A 20,436-nucleotide genomic window follows, 5' to 3' on the forward strand; every position below is an offset into this window, starting at 1 on the left:
TAAGCTAACGCCGTATCTTAGAGCCTTTCAGCTCCGCTGCGAACTCTACAGAAAACCAGGTGACGAAGCGCTCAAACATGCTCTCGACGCTGCCCTCTGAAAATCAACAACGTGCTTCACAAGAGCGTTGGTTGTTACGTTCACACCTACCTTCCGGCCGATTCACTCCAGATTAGTTGGCAGTATTTCTGTGTGAGCTATTGTATGACGCTCTTGTAGCCGTGTTACAACTGCTTCCTCCAAATCGGCAGCAACCGGGACGCCACTAACAACGGTCAAATTGCTGGCTCGATACGCGAAGTCAGTTGTTCGATATGCTGAGAGACACATCTACTCTAAGGAATATTTCACGGGTCCCGTCTCTCCGGTCTAATTGGCGCTTGACTCCGAAACCGACAACGAACCACAGCGTGTACAATTTCAGCCCGAAAAATAGCCGCCGGCTATGCGTCGTCCACTTTCTGGTTGGCTGTTATCTGCGGTTGGAAACACTAAACGAGTGCTGACACTCCGGACAGTGATAGATAACGGTTTGTTCCGTACTCGAAACATCCCAGTCTCCCCCAATAATACCACTCTCAAAGTCACAGCTCGGACAAAACAATACCATTTTCGAGGGTGTCCCAATAGTGTCTGTAGTTTCTTGACGTGCCATTTGCATTGTTAGCGTAACATGACCGATGGAGTGCAATATATGCTATCCCCCGGTTCTCAGCAGTTGATATCACAGTTACCAATCAGGTGGATCGAGTTATTTTGGAGCGAAGCGACTCCAACCACTGCGAACATCGGTTTTACCGAAGTCGAGACACGATATTCCATTGCTCTCAAAGAGTCCAGTTAGATACCGTATCTGACCAGTGAGCGTCGGAGTATCACCGGTGTAACTACCTGACACTGATGTCCGCGAGCACTTTTGGACTAGCTCCTCTTGTTCTTGAATGCTGATCCACTCAACGCCAATCAATATGTCTCAACAGAAATCAGATTACGTAGACCACGCGGATATTGACGAGTCACTGGACGAGCTAGCTTCCGACGCAACCATCGAAGAGACCGTTGAGAACCTGGAGGAAAGCGGGTTCGAAGTGGTCGTCGTGGATTCGGCTGACGATGCGCTCGCGGAGATACAGTCACTCATCCCCGCGGATGCGTCTGTGATGAACGGCCACTCGACAACGCTCGAAGAAATCGGCTTCGTCGAGTACCTGAGCGACGGGGATCACGAGTGGGAGAGCCTTCCCGATGAGATCTGGAGCATCGACGACGATGCGAAACGACAGGCCGCACGGCGGGAGTCACAGACGGCCGACTACTTCCTCGGTGGCATCAACGGTATTTCACAGACCGGCGAACTCGTCGCGGCGGATCGTTCAGGGAGCCGTATCGGCGCATATCCCTTCGCCGCAGAGAACGTCGTCATTGTCAGCGGCGTCAACAAGATCGTACCGACGCTTGACGACGCGCTCGACCGGCTGGAATCTGTCGCCTATCCCCTCGAGAACGAGCGTGCAAAGGAGGCCTACGGCGTCGACTCCGCAATCGCAAAACAGCTCATTCTCCGCCAGGAACTCGAAGACGAACGCACCACCGTCGTTCTCGTTCGCGAGCACCTCGGCTATTGAGATCACCGGTTCCGTCGGCGCGGACGAACCGCGAATAATCGCTTGCGGGCAAGATTTTGACTGAGTCCCCCCGTCAACAGTCATGCCGCCACCGGGCATCGGCTGGCAATATGCCTCCGGTTACTGAATCGGCTCGACCGACCCCCACGAATGGAAGCCCCACTGTATCGGCATGGTCATCGCAAATGAGTCCGGAAAGCGGGCCGCATGGCCGAACTGCGGTGACTATCCGTCGGCCCCGCCGTTCGTCGGCGTATCTGGCGCTGTTGTCGAAGTCATTTAGCCGTTTAGTATAGCTATATTTGATAGCTATGTCCAGAAGACTTACCACTGAGACGCACCTGATCCAGGGATACGGTTCAACCAAGTCGTAGTAGGCTACCCAGGATCTAGTCTAAACAAATACGATAGCGACTCGGATTTATTCAACCGGCATATTCAAACACTGCCTATATGTACTTCCTAATTAATTGGTATATAAATGAAAGATAACAGCGAGAGTGATGACGCTGTTGGTAACGCGGGTCTATTTGCTGAAACAAGCGAAAATTTCACTGAGATCCAATACGAGCCGAGCAACGAACGGGGCTTCACTTCGGTCGTTGTGGAGGCAATCGCCACTCATACCGAAGACGGTTTGGAAACACTTCGTGAGTCGCCGTTGCAAAGCCGCATCGATATCAGCGTGATTGAGACGCTCCTGTTCGGTTCTCCCCCGGATCAGTCAACTGGGCCAGCGACCCGGAACGCCACCTTTCGGTACGGAGACGTTCTGGTGACGATTCGTGCTGACGGAGTCATCCGACTTGCAGACATTGACGGTAGCGGGGACCATTGACTATAGCCGCACAAGACACTATTTGCCTCGTGCATCCGGTCTTAATGCCCTCCAATGACGCTTCAGCCTTGAAACCTCTGTCCGCAGACCCACAGCCACAACTCGAATCGCTGGAACGAGGTGAATCTCGGAAGGCCGAGCTGAAAAGTTCAAAAATACGCACCGATGTCTGAGATCGGACCACGTGATTTGACACCATCATGTCCGGGGTACTGGACGCTATCACACTACGTAACGGAGATTATTGGTTACGTAACAGATATTACTGGTGTCGGCTTCGACACCACCATGTCCGCCGTTCTATATCGTGAGAACCATTACAGTTCAGCCGGTTTCGACACCACCATGTCCGCCGTTCCTATGGAGACTGGAAGTCCGAGAGTGTCGCTTCGTTATCAACGAGATTAGTGACGGACTTGTGGATTCCCACGTCGTCGACTGTCTTTTCGAGCGCTGAGAGTATCATTTCGGGGTCCATTTCGAGGGAATACTCACGGTAGGTGCCCCCACGCCGCCCTTCGTTGCGTTCAATGGCAGAGATGATGCCCAACATCGACAGTTCACCCAGATGATCACGCATGCGGCGTGGAACGAGGGGATCGATCCCCGCTTTCTCGGCGAAATTAGTGTACCGGGGTCGGATGTCCCGTGTCCGGGCCGGCGTCTTCCCCTCCTGATCAAGCGTTACCATCGCGTACACGACCAGATGACCGTGTTGGGTAAGGCCGGAAATCCCTTCCTGAATCCGACCTCGTTCCAGGACATCCCGGGCTTCGCGAACGAGCGCTTCCGAGATGGTGTCCGTATCTTTATCGCGAGCCAGGTCGCCCGTTTTCATGAGGAGATCGAGTGACTGCCGTGCGTCACCGGCGTCTTTGGCACCGTAGGCGGCACATAGCTCGATGACACCGTCTTCGAGGACGCCATCGTGGAACGCCACATCAGCCCGCTGTTGCAGGATTTGAATCAGTTCCTTCGCATCGTATGCAGGGAACTGGATCTCTTCCTCACAGAGTGAGCTTTTGACTTTCGGGGAGAGGTCATCGCGGAACGAGAAGTCATTCGAGATGCCGATGATGCCGATCTTTGCTGATTTTAGATTTCCATTCGCCCGCGCACGCGGGAGTTGATAGAGAATACTATCATCTTCGATGTGATCGACCTCGTCAAGAACGATGTAGATAGTACCACCACAGGCGTCAAGTTCGGTCCACAGCATGTCATACACTGTGGCACGGGGATATCCCGTTGTGCTGATCTGACTCGTCTCGTCCCTGAATTCGTTGACGAGGCGGGTGGCGATCTGGTAACTACTGGAAAGGCCATCACAGTTCAACATCTTCACCGTGAGGTCGATGTCCTCGTACTTGGCCGCGTCCTCCTCGAGATGGTCGATCAGATACCGCGTGCCAGCAGTCTTACCGACACCCGTTTTACCGTAGAGGAAGATATTGTTGGGCTGCTCACCGTTGATTACGGGCTGGAGAGCGGCCCGGTATCGGTTTAGTTCAGTATCCCGTCCCACGAGATTTTCAGGCTGGTAATCCTCCCGGAGTGCATCACGGTCCAAGTAGATCTCAGTATCGCGTTCGAACATCCCCATAGTCGTTGCCAGATATATTGGAAGGAGACTATATAAAACCACCCCTGTCCGGAGTGTCCGGAGTGTCCGCTGTTCTGTTGCTTATAAAAGAATCGGGGGACCCTCCCACCCCACTATGTCCGCAGTAACTGAATACCGACGGGAGGGGTGTAGAAAGGAACTATGCACTAGAGAAAAGTTTATAATAGTCGGGTGAGAGCTAGTCCGTAGCAGAGCTAGAGAGCTGAGAAGAACTGCAGAGTGACAATCTGCTAGAGCGTTCTCATCTCAATGGCCGTCATCTTGCGTTAAATATTGCTGCATCTCATCCCCCTCCCAGCCTGTTTTCGAAGAACTGCGGACAATGTGGGGTGGGAGTGTTTCCAGTCGATAAATCACCGAATCGTCTTTTCTAACCCTCTACGTCGCATTTTACCGTACTCTACCTCTCTTGAACACACCGTGATGTCCGCTGTTCTCCATCTACCGGTCCAGAACAGCGGACATCGTGGTGTGGGTTGGGTCCCGGAGCGATTCGGACACCACTGTGTCCGTAGTAATTCGGAGTTCATTTCTCGGCGCAGCACAACAGCGGACAATGTGGTGTCTCTCTCAGAGTACCTTTTCCCTCCCTCTGTCGGACGCCACAATGTCCGCAGTAATCCTGTTTTATGAACTCTCTAACGCAGCTTTACTGCGGACATTGTGGTGTTGCCATAGTGGCCCAGTGACTCTCACTTACCTATCTCGGGTGACCATCATCCAAACACCACTCTTGCTCTGACAACTCATGAAAACGCTTTCCGGTTTCCGTGGTGAGGGTCCGGACACACTTACATCGGCGATGACAGCCCGGAACCGGGTATGATAGCACTCGGTGCCGGGGTTGCTAATGCGAACCCAACGCCTTCCCCAGCCGTTCCCTCCCGATTGCAACGGCTAGGGCGACAGTTCCGACGACGGCGATTATCGCTCGGCCGGCAAGCCCCAGAGACATCCCGGCGAGCGACGCGAGCGTGTTCGTCAACAGGAACAGCACGACGACGGGGAGGACCCAACCGACCGTCAGGAGCCATGGTCGAGCCATCCACTCAAAGCGGTCGGTTCCGGCGCGGAACTCCGCAAGCGCTTCGTCACGCAGTAGCCAGCCGACGATAACGGTGAACGCGAACAGCCCGACCGTCAACAGCAGATCCGCCAGTGTGCCGGAGACAAACTGAAAAACCGGGCTCGTGAGTGCCAGTCCGCTCCCAGTGACCGCAAGCAGTGCCGAGACCAAAACTGTGGCCCGGCGTCGCGGAACCCCGAAGCTATCGACGAGTGTTGCGACGGGGGTTTCGAGCAGGCTGATGCCACTGGTCACCGCAGCCATCAGAACGGTCGCGAAAAACGCCGTGGCGACGAGTGATCCGCCCGGTAGCGTGGCAAACGCCGTCGCGAGCGCGACGAACAGCGCGCCGGGGCCGCCCTGTCCCGGGTCGACACTCTGGGAAAACAACAGCGGAATGACGACCAGTCCGGCGAGGACACCGATGAACGTGTTCGAGACCGCGATGACAAGCGTATCTCGTGGGAGCGACGCGCTGTCATCGAGATACGAGGCGTAGGTCAGCATGACTCCGGCTCCAAGCGAGAGGGTGAAAAGCGCCTGTCCCGCTGCTGGCCCGATGACGTTCAGGAAGTTGGCAGCGAGGTAGTCGGCGTCGAAGCTGAGATAGAACGCATAGCCCGCGGCCGTCCCTGGCTGAGTCGCCGTCCATCCCGCGAGGCCGAGCAGTATTAGCACGACGCCCGGGAGCATCACCTTCGAGACGCGTTCGATACCGCGGCTCACGCCGAAAAAGACAATCCCGGCGACGATACCGAGAAACAGCAAGTGAAAGCCGACCGCACCGAGGCCGAAGCTGATCGACCCGAAGTACTGCTGGGGCTGCCCGAAGTACGCGCCGACCGGGGAGACGAGCGTGTAGCGAAGGATCCACCCGCCCACGACGGAGTAAAACGAGAGGATGACGAGCGTCGTCAAGACATTGAACGCACCCAGCCAGGACCCCCAGCGGGAGCCGGTGAGCGAGCGGAGCGCGGCGGTCGGAGTTTGTCGGCCACGGCGTCCGAGGACGAACTCGGCGAGTAATCCGGGGACGCCGATGCCGACGACAACGAGCAGGTAGACGATGAGGAACGCGCTCCCGCCGTTCCCGGCGGTCAGCCACGGGAATCGCCAGATGTTCCCGAGGCCGGCCGCACCGCCGACGGCAGCGAGTACGAAGCCGATGTTCGATATCCATGAGTCACGTGTGGCCATTCGTGTACAGATCTGTTTAGTGGCCACTCATATCCCTGTTGATTCGGCTGCTTGCGGTTGATTATGGAGGATTCCGGTATCAATATGCCGAGTCTCCCCGACCTCGAGAACTGTATCAACCGCTTATTCGGGCGTTTCTGACGGAAAACGGTTACAGCAGTCCACCTCAGACCGCGAGGTACTCCGCGATCGCGTCCTCGTCGGCAATCGTCGATGGGCCGAGTTCATCGACGACCGTACCCCGTTCCATCGCGTAACAGCGGTCGGCCATCTCACGGATGACGCCGAGATTCTGTTCGACGAATAGAATCGTCGTCCCGAGGTCGTCGTTGATCGTCTGCATGTCCTGGCTGATCTGGTCGACAATAGATGGCTGGATACCCTCGCTTGGCTCGTCAAGCAGGAGCAAGTCGGGGTTCGAGACCAGTGCTCGCCCGATAGCAAGCATCTGCTGTTGCCCGCCCGAGAGCGTGCCGGCCTCCTGGCTGGCCCGCTCTTGGAGGACCGGGAAGTAGTCGTATATCTGGTCGTACAACGTCTCGTCGCTGTCCGACCGGATCGTTTCCCCCATCTTGATATTCTGCTCGACAGTCAATTTGGGGAACACGTCCCGGCCTTGCGGGATGTAGCCGATACCGGAGCGGGCACGCTCGTCGGCGCTTGCATGCGTTATGTCGGAGCCGTTGTAGCTGATGGTCCCCTCGCTGGGTTCCAGCAAGCCCATCACCGTCTTCAGGAGCGTCGTCTTGCCGACGCCGTTTTTCCCCATCACGCCGACGATTTCTCCTTCCTCGACAGAGAGGTCCACGTCCCGCAGTATCGGTGTCGTGTCGTAGGCGGCGGAAACGTCGTCGAGTTCCAGCATCATGACTCACCACCCAGATATATCCGCTGGACCTCTGGGTCGGATTCTATCTCCTCAATCGGCCCTTCGCGGAACACCTCGCCGTTGTGCAGGACGGTCACTTCTTCGGCGATGCTCGCGACGAAGTCGGTGTCGTGTTCGATGACGATAAAGGCGATTCCCTGCTCCTCGTTGAGCCGCATGATGCGCTCAGCGATGGCCTCGCGTTCGGCCACGTCGAGGCCGGCGACCGGCTCGTCCAACAAGAGCAGATCAGGTTCGAGTGCGGCAGCCATCCCGATTTCCAGCTGCTGTTGCTGGCCGTGTGAGAGTTGGGCGGCGGCAACATCCTCGTAACCGGTCAGCCCTGCGGCCTCGATGGCCTCGGCGACTAGCCGCCGTCGCTCCTCCCCGTCGGCGAACTGCTGGACGGGGAGCCTGACATTCTCTCTGACGCTCAGGTCACCGTACACGGACGGGACCTGGAATTTCATACTGATACCGCGCGAGACCCGCTGGTGTGGGTCGAGATCGGTGATATCGTGGCCGTTGTAGTAGATACTGCCGTCGCTAGCCTCGTACGTCCCGGTAATCAGGTTCAGTAACGTCGACTTGCCAGCGCCGTTGGGGCCGATGAGACATCGGAGCTCTCCCTCGTCGACCGAGAAGTCCACGTCGTCGGTAGCAGTAAACCCGCCGAACTGCTTGACGAGGCCATCGGTCTGTAGCAGCGTCTCCGTTCTGTCTCCCGTTGCCAACTCCGCCGCGGTCTGTCGGACGTTCGGTCCGAGCGAATCGGTCTCGGATTCGGTTTCAGTATCACTCATTAGTCGCTCACCTCACTCGATGTCTCCGGTACGTTGGGTCCGTTGTCCTCACCCGGGCCAATCCGGGCAGTGACGATCCGCTGATGGACCCACGGAACGACCCCGTCGGGGAGCACCAGAATCGTCACCAGCAACAGGGTGCCAAGCAGGACCAGCGCTAGTTCCCCCGCCATCGAGATGCGGAGGTATTCGACGGCAAGCGTTGCAACGGCGGCCCCGAGCAGGCTCTTTCGACCGCCGATACTCACCCAGATGACCGGCAGCGTCGCAAACAGCAGTGAGAACACAGTGGGATCGATGTACACGTTCCGTGCGGCGTACAGCACGCCTGAGAGGCCCGCCAGCGCGCCACCGAGCGTGAACACGATGAACTTGACGCGGGTCACGTTGTAGCCGAACATCTCGGTCCGGTCCTCGTCCTCGCGGATGGCGACCATCACGCGGCCGTAGTCGGAGTTGACGAGGACCCGCAAGGCGAGATACGTTCCGACCAGCAATACCAACACGAGGTAATAGAACGGGCTGATTTCGAAGGCTCCGATACCAATAATCCGCATCGGGAACGGATTGTAGATGAACTGGTACGACGCACCCTCGACGCCCAACGTCAACAGCGGGATATCGGGCATTCCGTTGAACCCACCGAGTGCTGCCTCGCCGATGGCCCACTCCGACCCGGCGGTCTGGGCCATGAACGTGTGCATAACGATTGTCGAGACGAGCGTGATAATGGTGACGTACACGTCACGGACGCCGCCGTAGAACATGAAGTAGCCCAGTATCGCCGCGCTGACGCCACCGCCGACGATCCCGGCGACGACGGCAGCCGTGATACCGCCTGGGGTCGCGAAGTTGATCGAGACGACGCCGAACGTGTAGGCACCGATCCCGAAAAAGACGACCTGCCCGAAGCTCAGCACGCCCGAGTAGCCCCAAACGAGTGATAGCGAGAGCCCTAGCAGGGCCAGGATCATGAACAACGACAACTGCGAGCCGTCGCCGAACACCGGGTAGACGACGAGCGCCGCCACGGCGACCAGGAAGCCGACCCAGAACCCGCGGGACTCGCCGATGGTGTTCGGCCCTTCGAACGGGCTACGGAGCCGGCCCAGGAGCGAACTGTTCGCCTCGCCGTTTGCACTGTTTGTCGACATTTATTCGCTCTCCTGTCTGCGTTTCTGTACCTGTTCGATGAAGCCGGTGATACCTTCCGGGAGGAATCGGAGTGCGATCAGCGCGGCGACGAGCAAGGCGATACGGCCGATGAACGTCCCGTAAAGGTTCGAGAACACGGCCAGAATCGCCCCGAGGACGCCCCCCGACAGCGCGGTCCCGAGGACGACACTCGGGCCGCCGACGACGACGGCAACGAACGCCTCGACGAGGAACTGGTCCCCGAGCGTCGGCTGCATCGAGATGACTGGCGCAAAGAGTGCGCCGGTCAGCCCGGCCAGCGCCGATCCGATCCCGAACGTCAGCATGTACATCCGGTCAGTGTTGACACCCATGGCCTGTGCCGTTTCCTTGTCCTGTATCGTCGCCCGGGCGCGCATCCCGAAGTCGGTCCGGGTAAACAGGTAGTAGGTGGCTACCAGCAGCCCGATACTGACGCCGGCCAGGACAATTCGGTACGTCGAGTAGGAGAACGACCCGTACGAGATCGCACCGAAGGGGGTGGATATCTGGTCGATGGAGTTCCCAAACCGAATCCGAGCGCCCTGGGTCAGTATCAGGCTGAGCCCGAACGTGGCGACCATCGAATCGGCCAGTCGGTCATACAGCGGTTCGATGACATCGCGACCCAACGTCCGCTGACTGACCCAATTCGGCCACGCGCCGGAGATGATGACTCGCTCCGTGATGATTCCGAAAACGCCGGTGACGACGCCGCCGACGACCATCGCCACGACGAGTGGCAGGCCCAGCTGCGTCGCGGCGAGCGTCGTCGTGTACGCGCCGATGAGGATGAACTCCCCGTGTGCCAGATTGATGACGCCCATGATCCCGAAGATGATGGCCAACCCCGCCGCGGCGAGCACGATGAACGCGAAGCTATCGAGGAACTGTAACGCGAGGTTGATGCCGTTTACCATCCCTACTCGGCCTCCTCGTAGTAGTCGACCGGGGTGTACTGGGTCTGTTCCGGGTTCTCGGGGAGGTTACAGCCGACCGTCTCCGAGAGGAACTGTTCGGGGATCTGCCGGTTCTCGACGGCCTCGATGTTGTGTTCCTCGTCAGCGCGCATGATCCACATGTGGTGGTCGACGTGGTGGGTCGCGCCGTCGAGACTGATGGTCTCGCCCTCCGGCGCTTCGGGTGCCTCTTCGGTACCCAGTTCGATTCCCGACTCCAGGGCATCGATGACTTCCGGCTGTTCGGTCGTGCCGGCCTGCTCGACGGCCTTCTTGTACATGTACGTCGAGAAGTAGTTGGTCTCGGCCTCCTCGTTGAGGTAGGGGGCGTCGGGGTACATCTCGAAGTACCGGTCGACGAAGCCGCCGTCGCGTGTGTTGCTATCGGTCGGCACTTCCTCCATGTAGTTGACGCCCGCGTAGATGTTTGCCATCGCCGGGGGGTTGAGCCGTCGGTGTTCGTACCCCTGTGCCATAGCCGTCGAAGTGCCGATGGGAATATCGAGGCCGGCCGATGCCTTTTGCTCGTAGAACGACGTGTGGTTCGCTCCGACGAGCATCGACATGACGAAGTCCGGGTCGGCCTCCTGGATCCGGTTGATGGTCGAGCCAAACGAGGACTCGCTGAGCGGGATGAACTCCTCCCCGAGTACGTTCGCATCGTTCTCGTTGGCCAGCACCTTCACCCAGTCCGCGGAGAGCTGTCCGAAGTTGTAGTCGGCCGCGATGGTGTAGATGTCCGGCCCGAACTCCTCGACCAGATACGGGAGGACGATACCGAGCTGCTGGCGGGCGGTCGGACCGACCGCGAACGTGAACTCGTCACAGACACCGCCCTCGTACTGGGTGGTGTAGAAGTAGAGCTGTTCGTTGCGGTCGATTATCGGACGGATGGCCTCTCTGGTCGCCGATGAGTACCCCGCCCACAGCGCGTCGACGTTTTCCTCATTGATTGCCGTACGGGTAAGCTCCTGATAGCGCTGATTGTCCGACTGGGGGTCGCGCTGGAACGTCTCGATCTGCTTGCCATCAATCCCGCCGTTGGCGTTGATCTCCTCGATAGCGAGCATCGACGCCTTCGCTTTCGGGTCGCCGACGAGGGCGAAGTTCCCCGACTGGTCCTCAAGGACGCCGATCTTGAGCGTGTCGGCGCTGCTCGCAGTGTCAGTCGAGGTGCCGCTTTCGCCGGCCGAACAGCCGGCGAGGCCCGCAACGACAGCGGCCCCACTTGCACCGAGGAACTGCCGACGGCTGACTGACCGACGGCTCATTCTGCTCCCTCCAGCAGGGAACCGCAAACGGAATAGTTATAGCCGAGATCGTTGGTCATTTCAGCTGATTTACCACTCATATCCAAACGTTCGTCCATGATTTCGCTCACAGTGTTGCCGTTCGGTAGGAAGTAAATAAGGTTTATCACTCTCATCTTATATTGTCCTCCATTCCGTCGGGAGAGTATAAGGTCGTCAAAGGATATGACGAATAGTCAGCGATACCACTAGGACGACCGACTAAATTTGAATTATTCAGTAATTTAGGCCCGTCCCTGATGATACACTAAAAGTGAGATGTTGGTGATAGTTTTCGGGGTGAGACGGTCTGTTCCGCTATTATCGGCTAGTTTTGCCTTTTCGCTCCACAGATTCCCTCTCAGAGTCTCGGCCGCGCTACGGGTGTTCCTGTCGCTGACAGCACCAGAAGATTGGACGTGAGTCGCGTTGGCCCCGAGAAGTGTGACAGTTTGATAGTCAGGACCCTTTATATGGGAGTGAAAATTTGGTATTTAATCCTGTTCTCGATATAGAGGCGTCACTTGCACAGAGAGCAACCATTTTAGTATGTGTATTCAAAGAGAGGGGCAGATGATAGACGAACAGTCAGAAACCTTCGGGACGGTGGCGAGATGAGTGACGAACTCGTGCCTGGTGAGGTCATCCCGGGCGAGGGGACCGTGACATTAAATGAGGGTCGCGAGACGACCGAGGTGACGGTCGGCAACACTGGTGACCGGCCGTCCCAGGTCGGATCACACTTCCACTTCTTCGAAGCCAACGCGGCTCTCGAATTTGACCGCGAGGCAGCCATGGGGATGCGGCTGAACATCCCTGCTGGCACGGCTGTCCGGTTCGAACCCGGCGATGAACAGACGGTCGAGCTCGTTGAAATCGGCGGAAAGCGCCGTGCCCACGGCATGAACGGACTTGTCAACGGGAGTGTCGACGGCGAGACGGACGACGCTGTCGAACGGATGCGTGCGGCCGGGTTCCGTGATACGGGCGAGCCGGCCCCGGACAACGGCGACGCGGAGTCGGAAGCAAACCAATGACACGCGACATCGACCGCGAGAACTACGCCGAACTGTATGGGCCGACGACGGGTGATAAAATCCGACTGGGCGACACGGAACTGTTCGCCGAGGTCGAAGAGGACCTGCGGACCCACGGCGACGAGGCGGTGTTCGGCGGCGGGAAGACGCTCCGTGACGGGCTGGGAATGGCCCCCGGCGTCACACAGGCAGAGGGGGCACTCGACTGGGTGCTGACGAACGCGACGATCATTGACCCGATACTTGGCATCGTCGCTGCTGACATCGGCATTCGGAACGGGGAAATCGCCGGCATCGGGAAGGCCGGCAATCCAGACACGATGGACGGCGTCGACATGGTTGTCGGTCCGTCAACGGATGTTTACCCAGCAGAGGGGAAGATAGCGACCGCCGGCGGCCTCGACATCCACATCCACTTCAACTCCGCACAGCTTCACGAACACGCGCTGTCGGGCGGGATCACGACGATGCTCGGCGGCGGGTACGGCGGCGGCGCGACGACGACCACCACCGGCCCGGAGAACATCAAGCGCTTTCTCCAGGCCGCCGAGGCGTGGCCCGTCAACGTCGGCTTCTACGGGAAAGGGAACGCCTCCGACCCCGGTCCACTGCGTGAGCAGGTCGAAGCGGGTGCCTGCGGGCTGAAACTCCACGAGGACTGGGGGTCGACGCCCGAGACAATCGACACCTGCCTCGAAGTAGCCGAGGACGAGGACGTGCAGGTGTGCATGCACACGGACACGCTGAACGAGGCCGGCTTCGTCGAGAACACGTTCGGGGCCGTGGACGGCCGGACGATGCACCTGTTTCACATTGAGGGTGCTGGCGGCGGCCACGCCCCGGACATCATGGAGATGGTCGGCGAACCGAACATGCTGCCGTCGTCGACGAACCCGTCGATGCCCTACACCGACAACACGTTCGACGAGCACCTGGACATGGTGATGGTGTGTCACCACCTCAACCCCGACGTGCCCGAGGACGTGGCCTTCGCGGAGTCGCGTGTGCGCGCCGAGACAATCGCCGCCGAGGACGTGCTCCACGACATGGGGGCCATCTCGATGATGACCTCCGACTCCCAGGCGATGGGGCGGATGGCCGAGGTCATCCCGCGGACGTGGCAGACGGCCTCGAAGATGAAGTCCCAACGTGGCCCGCTCCCCGAGGACGAGGGGACCGGCGCGGACAACTACCGGATCAAGCGCTACATCGCCAAGTACACAGTCAACCCCGCTATCAGCGCCGGCATCGAGGACCACGTCGGGACGCTCGAACCCGGCAAACTCGCTGATATCTGCCTGTGGGACCCCGCCTTTTTCGGCGTCAAGCCGGCGATGACGTTCAAGGGCGGCTTCCCGGTCCACTCGGAGATGGGGGAGGCCAACGGCTCGCTGATGACTTGCGAGCCCATCATCCAGCGTGAACGGGCCGGCGCGGTCGGGAAGGCCAAACACGCCCTCTCGCTGTCGTTCGTCTCCCCGGCGGCCGCCGAGGCCAACGTCGGCGACGAGTACGGGCTGGACTCCCGTGTCGTTCCGATCGAGGGCGCACGCACGCCCGGCAAGGACGACATGGTGCACAACGACTACTGCCCCGACGACATCGAGGTCGATCCCGAAACCTTCGAGGTCAAGGTCGACGGCGACCACGTCACCTGCGAACCGTCTTCAGAACTCCCACTCGCACAGCGGTACATGCTATGAAACTCACAGCCAAAGAACAGGAACGACTCACGGTGTTTACCGCCGCAGAGGTCGCGCGACGCCGCAAGGAACGCGGCGTCCCGCTGAACCACCCCGAAGCCGTCGCCTACATCAGCGACTGGTGTATCGAGCGCGGTCGGGACGGCCAATCGGTCGCCGAAATCCGCTCCGGCGCGTCGAAACTGCTCGGCCGCGAAGACGTGATGGACGGCGTCCCGGAGATGATCGACATGATCCAGGTCGAACCGGTGTTCCCCGACGGCACGAAACTTGTCACGGTCCACGATCCGATCCGCTCCGACAGCGTCGGGTCAGCCGATGACGATACGGAAGCGGCAGAGACAGCGACCGACGGTGGTGACGAAGCGGCGACTGACGGCGGCGACGAACAACCGGGGACAGACGAATGAGTCTCACACACCGCGACGTAGCGACGGTCGGTATCGGCGGCCCGGTCGGCTCCGGGAAGACATCGTTGCTGACCGCGCTCGTCCCCGAACTGCGCGACCAGGGGCTTGACGTGGGCGTCATCGCCAACGATATTCTCACACAGGAGGACGCCGACGTGCTCCGTGAGCGCTTTGCTGGGGTCGTTCCCGAGGACCTCGTAGCCGGCGTCGAAACAGGTGCGTGCCCGCACACGGGTATCCGCGAGGACCCGTCGATGAACCTCCAGCAGATCGATTCGTTTCTCGCCGAGCACCCGGAACTCGACCTGGTGCTCGTCGAGAGCGGCGGCGACAACCTCGCGGCGACGTTCAACCCCGAACTCGCGGATTACTCGCTGTATGTCATCTCGGTCGCGGAAGGCGAAGACATCCCCCGCAAGCGCGGGCCGGGGGTCGTCGACTGTGACCTGCTTGTCATCAACAAGACCGACCTCGCCCCCCATGTCGGTGTCGACCTCGACGTGATGGAACGGGACGCCGACGAGGTCCGCGACGGGCCGGTCGAGTTCACGAACTGCAAGGACGAGTCGGGCATCGACGAGGTGCTGTCACACGTCCGCGAGGGGGTGCTGTTCGCCTGATGGCCGCCGACGCGCCCCACCCAGCCTTCGAGGGGTACGCGACCGAGGCCGTGCCACAGGCCGCCGTGGGATCGCCGGGGAAAGACGGCGTACTCGAACTGACCTTCGAGCGGACGGCCGACGGAACGGCTCTGGTCCACGACTACGCGACGGTCCCGTTCCACATCTCGGGCACGCTGGCACACGACCCCCACCCCAGCGCCGACACCGTCTTCATACAGTCGCCGACCGGCGGCATCGCCCAGGGTGACCGTCACGACGTGTCGATAGCTGTCGGGGACGAAGCCATCGCGCACGTCTCGACCCAGAGCTCGACGAAAGTACAGACGATGACGTGTAACTACGCCGCCGCCGACACGACTCTCAGTGTCGGGGCTGGCGGCCACCTGGAGTACGTCCCCGAGCCGACGATTCTCCACGCCGATTCCAGGTACTTCCAGGAACTCACGGTCGACCTCGCTCCCGGCGCGACAGCCGTCGTCAGTGACGTGGTCGTCCCCGGCCGACTCGCTCGGGGCGAGCGGTTCGAGTTCGAGCGATATATCTCCCGCGTGCGCGGGACCGGCCCTGATGGGCTCCTGTTCGAGGACGCGACACACCTGACACCGGCGGATTCGGACCCCACGGCTCCCGGCGTTCTCGGCGAGTTCACCGTCTACGGGACGACGTTCGTCCTTGCTCCGGACCGGGACGAGACCGAACTGAGCGACGCCCTACACGCGGTCGTCACCGATGGCGAAGCCCGGGCCGGTGCGACAGCGCTCCCCAACGGCGCTGGCGTCGCGGTCCGCGCTCTCGGCGATAGGGCCGAGACGGTCCAGGCCACGCTCCATGGAGCCTGGGACCACGCTCGACAGGAGTTGCTGGACGTTCCCGCCCCCTCAGGGAGGAAGTACTGATGTTGGTCGCAGACACCTACCTCGGCCACCGTGATGACGACGCCGTCGCCGATGCCCTCGAAGCGTCGGACCACGGCACTGTCGTACTCTCGGACACCGAACGCCAGCGCTCGCGGGTCCGAACCGAAACGACCGACGGCCGGGACCTCGGAATCGTGGTTGCCCGCGACCTCGGCGACGGCGACGTGCTCGAAGCCGAGGACGGAACCCTCGTCGTCGTCGAACTCGCCGCAATCGAGGCCCTCGTGCTCGATTTCGCCGACAGCGCGGTGTCACCGACCGCGGCGCTGGAACTCGGTCACGCCGTGGGGAACAAACACTGGAATCTCGCGGTCCGGGACCAGGAAGCGCTGTTCCCCGTGACTGACTCGAAGGACCGGATGGAAGATACGGTCGCCGAACTGCTCCCCGCGGATGTGCCGACGCGGTACGAACACGTTCCGCCGACGACGTTCGATGACGACGGGGTCGACCACAGCCACGGCGGCGACCACACGCATGGCGAAGGCGGCCACAGTCACGGCGGCGCTGGCCACGCTCACGGCCACGGCGTCCGGACTATCGACGGGGGCGACCAATGAGCGATACCGCGACGCTTGAATCGTTCCGGCTGGCAGACTCGTTTCTCCCCGTCGGGACCTACACCGTCTCCTACGGGTTAGAACAGTTCATTCAGGACGACCGCGTCGAAGACGCGGCGGACCTCGAAGCGCTTCTCGTGACGTATCTCCGCCACCAGGTCGGGCCTGCTGAACTCGTTGCCCTCCGGGCCGCACACGCCGCTGCAACCGAGGGAGACCTCGATGCGATCTGTGAGGCTGACCGACGGCTTTCGGCCGTAACCCTGGCAGCGGAGTTCCGCGAGAGCGCCCAACGATCCGGTGACCGGCTGCTCTCACTCCAGACGGACCTCCGTGACGAGCCGGTACTGGACCGGTATGCTGAGCGCGTCGCCGCTGACGGATCGCCCGGAAACTATGCCGTTGTCCTTGGCGTTGCGACGGGGCTGGCTGACGTGGATGTCCGTGATGCCTGCCTGCTGTGCTGTCACGGGTTCGTCACCGGACTGCTGGGTGCTGCCCAGCGCCTCCTCTCGCTTGGCCATACGGATGCCCAACGAATCCTCGACGATCTGAGGTCGGTGATGGCAGAGGCCGTCGACGACAGCGAAGACCGAACGATTGACCAGATGACCCCGTTTGCGCCACTGGTCGACGTAGTAGCCGCCGAGCACGAACGCGCAGAGCGGCGACTGTTCGCCAGCTAACGACCGGACGAAACGGATATTGGCGACGCGAAAGCTTGGGGACAGCGAATACGCTCGGCCCAAACCGATAGCCATCGCTCCTCTCAGGACCCGCTCTACTTTTTTAATCTTTCAGTTGTAATCGTGATACGGAACCGGATGAGTAGACGCGACCTATGACAATCGACCAATTAGAAGAGTACGGGCTCGAACAGATGGACGACGAAGAGATCGAGGCGTTCCTCTCCACACACTCGACCGGGGTCTTGGGCCTACCGATGTCGGATATCCCGTATCTGATTCCGCTGTCGTACGGCTTCGACAACGGGTCCTGTCTCTATTTCACGTACGTAACCGGTGAATCGAGCCAGAAGGCGGAACTGACCGAGAAAGCAGGCCGTGGCCGGTTTCTCGTCTACAACGTCGACACCGCATTCGAGTGGCAAAGCGTCATGCTCGATGGCGATATCACCAGTGTCCCGGAGGACGACTGGCCAGAAATCGAGGCAATAACCCAGAACGCCTGGCGACCCAACACGCTCCAGACGGCCACCACCTCCGGCGGTGTCACGCTCTATCAATTCGAGATAACGGACCTAGCCGGTATTCGCCAGACCGGTCTGGCACCCGACTTTCGGGAGAACATCGAGCCGTGACTGCCGTCCCCGCGTAACCAAACCGCTACAGCCATTGAAACGCTGCCGTTCGCAACGTTCAGTCCGGACGCTCCGACCGGCAACAACGGCGTCGCTGTGGCTGTAGGCGGTCGCCAGCGCTGGTCGCGTCTATCGGCACTACGAGTGATGTCCCAGTACAGTATGTGGTGCCCCTCTCGAAACTGACGGCACAAACGGGTCCCGCCCCAGTAGTCCGGAACCCGCTCTGCCATCGTTCGAGCGGCGTCAGTATTGACAGTCACATAAACCCACCCACGTTTTACCGGGTGCTTACTTGTGTTCCTGATCCTATCAATTAGCATAGAAATGAGTGACAATCAAGACCAAAGCCCACGGGCAGCGCAGACAGTCTGTCCGTACTGTGGCGTCGGCTGTACGATAGAATACGCGGGCAAGGGCAAAGCAACCGGCACGGCAGGCCCAGTGAACACGAGCGGTGAGGTCTGTCCGAAGGGCGTGGCTGCATTCGATGTGGTAGCCCACGACGAGCGGCTGACCGAGCCGCTTGTCCGTGAGGGCGGACGGTTTGTCACTGCGCCCTGGGAAACCGCCTTGAGTCGCGTGGCTGCTGAACTCGGGGAAATCATCGACCAGCACGGGCCAGACGCCGTCGAGTTCTTCGCCTCCTCGAACTGTACGAACGAGGAGAACTACGTCTTTCAGAAGCTCGCGCGGATGCTCGGCACCAACAACGTCGACAACTGCGCCCGTCTCTGTCATTCGTCGACTGTCGCCGCGATGAGCGAGCGCCTCGGTGCCGGGGCGATGACGAACACGCTCGATGACCTCGCCGAAACCGACTGTCTGCTCGTCACCGGGGCGAACCCAGCCGAACAGCATCCGGTCATCTTCCGGTCGTACGTCTTGCCGGCGATCCGCAACGGGGCCACACTCATCCATATCGACCCGCGGGAAACGGACACGACCGATGCCGCCGACATCCACCTCGATGTTCGACCCGGATACGACATCCAACTGCTCAACTCGATGGCGAAAGTCGTTCTCGACGAGGGACTCGCCGATGAGCCGTTTATCGAGGAGCGGACGACCGGCGACGCGGAATTAAAAGCCCACCTCCGTGACCTCGATGTCGCGGCGGGGGCCGACGCTGCCGGTGTTGACGCGGAGGCCGTCCGCGAAGCGGCCCGAGCATACGCCGAGGCCGACAGAGCGGCGATCGTCACTGGGATGGGAATGAGCCAGCACACGTCCGGCACCGACAACGTCCACGCGCTGTTGAACCTCGCGCTGCTGACCGGGAACGTGGGTCGCCCGGGAACCGGCGTGAACCCGCTCCGTGGCCAGAACAACGTCCAGGGTGCTGGCGATGTCGGCGCGCTTCCAAACGTGCTTCCGGGGTACCAATCCGTCACGAACCCGGATGCTCGGCAGCGTATTGCCGACGAGTGGGGCGTTGCGCCGCCGGGCGAACCCGGCTTGACGGAGACGACCGCGATACACCAGTTCGGTGACGGCGTCAGGGCGGCGGTCGTGTTCGGCGAGAACCCGGCAGTCACGGAACCGAACGCCAACGCTGCCGGATCAGCCTTCGACGACCTCGATTTCTGTGTCGTCATCGATCTCTTCGAGACAGCGACCGTCGACCACGCCGATGTCGTGCTTCCGGGGAGCAGTTGGGCGGAGAAATCCGGGACGGTGACCAACACGGACCGGCGAGTGATGCGGATGCGACCGAACGCTGATCTGCCCGGGAACGCCCGCCGGGACCTCGATATCCTCACGGACATCGGTCAGCGGCTGGTCGACCAGGCGGACGCGTTCGACTACGACGGACCGGAAGCGGTGTTCGAGGAGCTAACGCGGGTCAATCCGCTGTACGCTGGCATGAGTTACGACGGTATCGGTGAGGGCTACCAGCGGTGGCCCTTCCCGGCGGACGCCGATTCCGGAACCGACGTACTCCACTCGGAAACGTTCGCGTCCGGGGAGCGAACCGCCCCGCTGCTACCGATTTCGCCGACGCCACCGGCCGATGCTGTCTCCGAAGACCAGCTCGTACTCACGACGGGACGCGTACTCCAGCACTTCAACAGCGGGGCGCTCACTCGCCGGTCGGAGACACTCATGCGGATGCGCGGGGAAGATGTCCTCGAGATCCATCCGGACGACGCTGCCGCCCGCGATATTGCGGACGGCGATACTGTTGTCGTTGAGAGCGACCGCGGCAGCGTGACGGTGTCGGCAGCCGTAACGACCACGATTCGTTCCGGAGTCGTGTTCTGTACGTTCCACTATGAGGACCCACTCGCAAACGCCCTGACCGGCGATGCCCTCGACCCTGTCGCTGAGATTCCGGAGTACAAGCATTCGGCCGTAACAGTACGAAAGGCAGCAGCGCCCACACAGGAATAACCCATTCTGAGTTTCAGGGCGTGTGAAGG

The 20,436-nt window shown here is 60.5% G+C and carries 18 protein-coding genes and 1 pseudogene; 12 read left to right on the top strand and 7 right to left on the bottom strand.

What is annotated here, in order from left to right:
- The 3 genes and pseudogenes from Harman_RS20175 to Harman_RS20190 form a co-directional block, all read left to right on the top strand.
- Positions 1 to 100, top strand: a pseudogene (locus Harman_RS20175) (IS1595 family transposase); the annotation flags it as partial.
- Between the two features lie 868 nt (positions 101 to 968).
- Positions 969 to 1,625 (top strand): lactate utilization protein, encoded by a 657-nt coding sequence (locus Harman_RS20185; RefSeq protein ID WP_137685482.1) that lies wholly within the window; start codon positions 969 to 971, stop codon positions 1,623 to 1,625.
- Positions 1,626 to 2,106: 481 nt separating this feature from the next.
- Positions 2,107 to 2,463 (top strand): HalOD1 output domain-containing protein, encoded by a 357-nt coding sequence (locus tag Harman_RS20190; protein ID WP_137685483.1) that lies wholly within the window; start codon positions 2,107 to 2,109, stop codon positions 2,461 to 2,463.
- 358 nt (positions 2,464 to 2,821) lie between these two features.
- Here the strand turns inward: Harman_RS20190 and Harman_RS20195 are convergent, their stop codons facing one another.
- From Harman_RS20195 to Harman_RS20225, 7 genes are all read right to left on the bottom strand, one after another.
- Positions 2,822 to 4,066: a Cdc6/Cdc18 family protein gene (locus Harman_RS20195; RefSeq protein WP_137685484.1), complete on the bottom strand. Its 1,245-nt coding sequence runs from the start codon at positions 4,064 to 4,066 to the stop codon at positions 2,822 to 2,824.
- An 868-nt stretch (positions 4,067 to 4,934) separates the two neighbouring features.
- Positions 4,935 to 6,350 (bottom strand): sodium-dependent transporter, encoded by a 1,416-nt coding sequence (locus tag Harman_RS20200; RefSeq protein WP_137685485.1) that lies wholly within the window; start codon positions 6,348 to 6,350, stop codon positions 4,935 to 4,937.
- 166 nt (positions 6,351 to 6,516) lie between these two features.
- A complete protein-coding gene (locus Harman_RS20205) occupies positions 6,517 to 7,215 on the bottom strand; it encodes an ABC transporter ATP-binding protein (protein ID WP_137685509.1) in 699 nt (232 codons plus the stop codon).
- On the bottom strand, positions 7,215 to 8,021 hold the full coding sequence (locus Harman_RS20210; protein ID WP_137685486.1) for an ABC transporter ATP-binding protein: 807 nt from the start codon (positions 8,019 to 8,021) through the stop codon (positions 7,215 to 7,217). The genes Harman_RS20205 and Harman_RS20210 overlap by 1 nt, the downstream gene beginning before the upstream one ends.
- The gene (gene urtC / locus Harman_RS20215) at positions 8,021 to 9,175 is read right to left on the bottom strand and encodes an urea ABC transporter, permease protein UrtC (protein ID WP_137685487.1); all 1,155 of its coding nucleotides are present in this window, start codon (positions 9,173 to 9,175) and stop codon (positions 8,021 to 8,023) included. Before urtC ends, Harman_RS20210 begins: the two co-directional genes overlap by 1 nt.
- Positions 9,176 to 10,114 (bottom strand): urea ABC transporter, permease protein UrtB, encoded by a 939-nt coding sequence (urtB, locus tag Harman_RS20220; protein ID WP_137685488.1) that lies wholly within the window; start codon positions 10,112 to 10,114, stop codon positions 9,176 to 9,178.
- Between the two features lie 2 nt (positions 10,115 to 10,116).
- Positions 10,117 to 11,424, bottom strand: a complete 1,308-nt coding sequence (locus Harman_RS20225; RefSeq protein WP_137685489.1) for an urea ABC transporter substrate-binding protein — start codon at positions 11,422 to 11,424, stop codon at positions 10,117 to 10,119.
- A 632-nt stretch (positions 11,425 to 12,056) separates the two neighbouring features.
- Between Harman_RS20225 and Harman_RS20230 the strand changes: the two genes are divergently transcribed.
- From Harman_RS20230 to fdhF, 9 genes are all read left to right on the top strand, one after another.
- Positions 12,057 to 12,479, top strand: coding sequence for an urease subunit beta (locus Harman_RS20230; RefSeq protein ID WP_137685490.1), 423 nt, complete (start codon positions 12,057 to 12,059; stop codon positions 12,477 to 12,479).
- The gene (ureC, locus tag Harman_RS20235) at positions 12,476 to 14,182 is read left to right on the top strand and encodes an urease subunit alpha (protein ID WP_137685491.1); all 1,707 of its coding nucleotides are present in this window, start codon (positions 12,476 to 12,478) and stop codon (positions 14,180 to 14,182) included. The genes Harman_RS20230 and ureC overlap by 4 nt, the downstream gene beginning before the upstream one ends.
- On the top strand, positions 14,179 to 14,592 hold the full coding sequence (locus tag Harman_RS20240) for an urease subunit gamma (protein WP_137685492.1): 414 nt from the start codon (positions 14,179 to 14,181) through the stop codon (positions 14,590 to 14,592). Before ureC ends, Harman_RS20240 begins: the two co-directional genes overlap by 4 nt.
- The gene (gene ureG / locus Harman_RS20245; protein WP_137685493.1) at positions 14,589 to 15,212 is read left to right on the top strand and encodes an urease accessory protein UreG; all 624 of its coding nucleotides are present in this window, start codon (positions 14,589 to 14,591) and stop codon (positions 15,210 to 15,212) included. The genes Harman_RS20240 and ureG overlap by 4 nt, the downstream gene beginning before the upstream one ends.
- Positions 15,212 to 16,111, top strand: a complete 900-nt coding sequence (locus Harman_RS20250) for an urease accessory protein UreD (protein ID WP_137685494.1) — start codon at positions 15,212 to 15,214, stop codon at positions 16,109 to 16,111. Before ureG ends, Harman_RS20250 begins: the two co-directional genes overlap by 1 nt.
- Positions 16,111 to 16,692 (top strand): urease accessory protein UreE, encoded by a 582-nt coding sequence (locus Harman_RS20255; protein ID WP_137685495.1) that lies wholly within the window; start codon positions 16,111 to 16,113, stop codon positions 16,690 to 16,692. The genes Harman_RS20250 and Harman_RS20255 overlap by 1 nt, the downstream gene beginning before the upstream one ends.
- Positions 16,689 to 17,378, top strand: a complete 690-nt coding sequence (locus Harman_RS20260) for an urease accessory protein UreF (protein ID WP_137685496.1) — start codon at positions 16,689 to 16,691, stop codon at positions 17,376 to 17,378. The genes Harman_RS20255 and Harman_RS20260 overlap by 4 nt, the downstream gene beginning before the upstream one ends.
- A 155-nt stretch (positions 17,379 to 17,533) precedes the next feature.
- Positions 17,534 to 18,013, top strand: a complete 480-nt coding sequence (locus tag Harman_RS20265) for a pyridoxamine 5'-phosphate oxidase family protein (RefSeq protein ID WP_137685497.1) — start codon at positions 17,534 to 17,536, stop codon at positions 18,011 to 18,013.
- A 327-nt stretch (positions 18,014 to 18,340) separates the two neighbouring features.
- Entirely contained in the window at positions 18,341 to 20,407 is a 2,067-nt protein-coding gene (gene fdhF, locus Harman_RS20270; protein ID WP_137685498.1) for a formate dehydrogenase subunit alpha, read from the top strand.
- The last annotated feature ends 29 nt before the right edge of the window (positions 20,408 to 20,436 follow it).

The organism is Haloarcula mannanilytica (assembly GCF_005406125.1).
Lineage (GTDB): Archaea > Halobacteriota > Halobacteria > Halobacteriales > Haloarculaceae > Haloarcula > Haloarcula mannanilytica.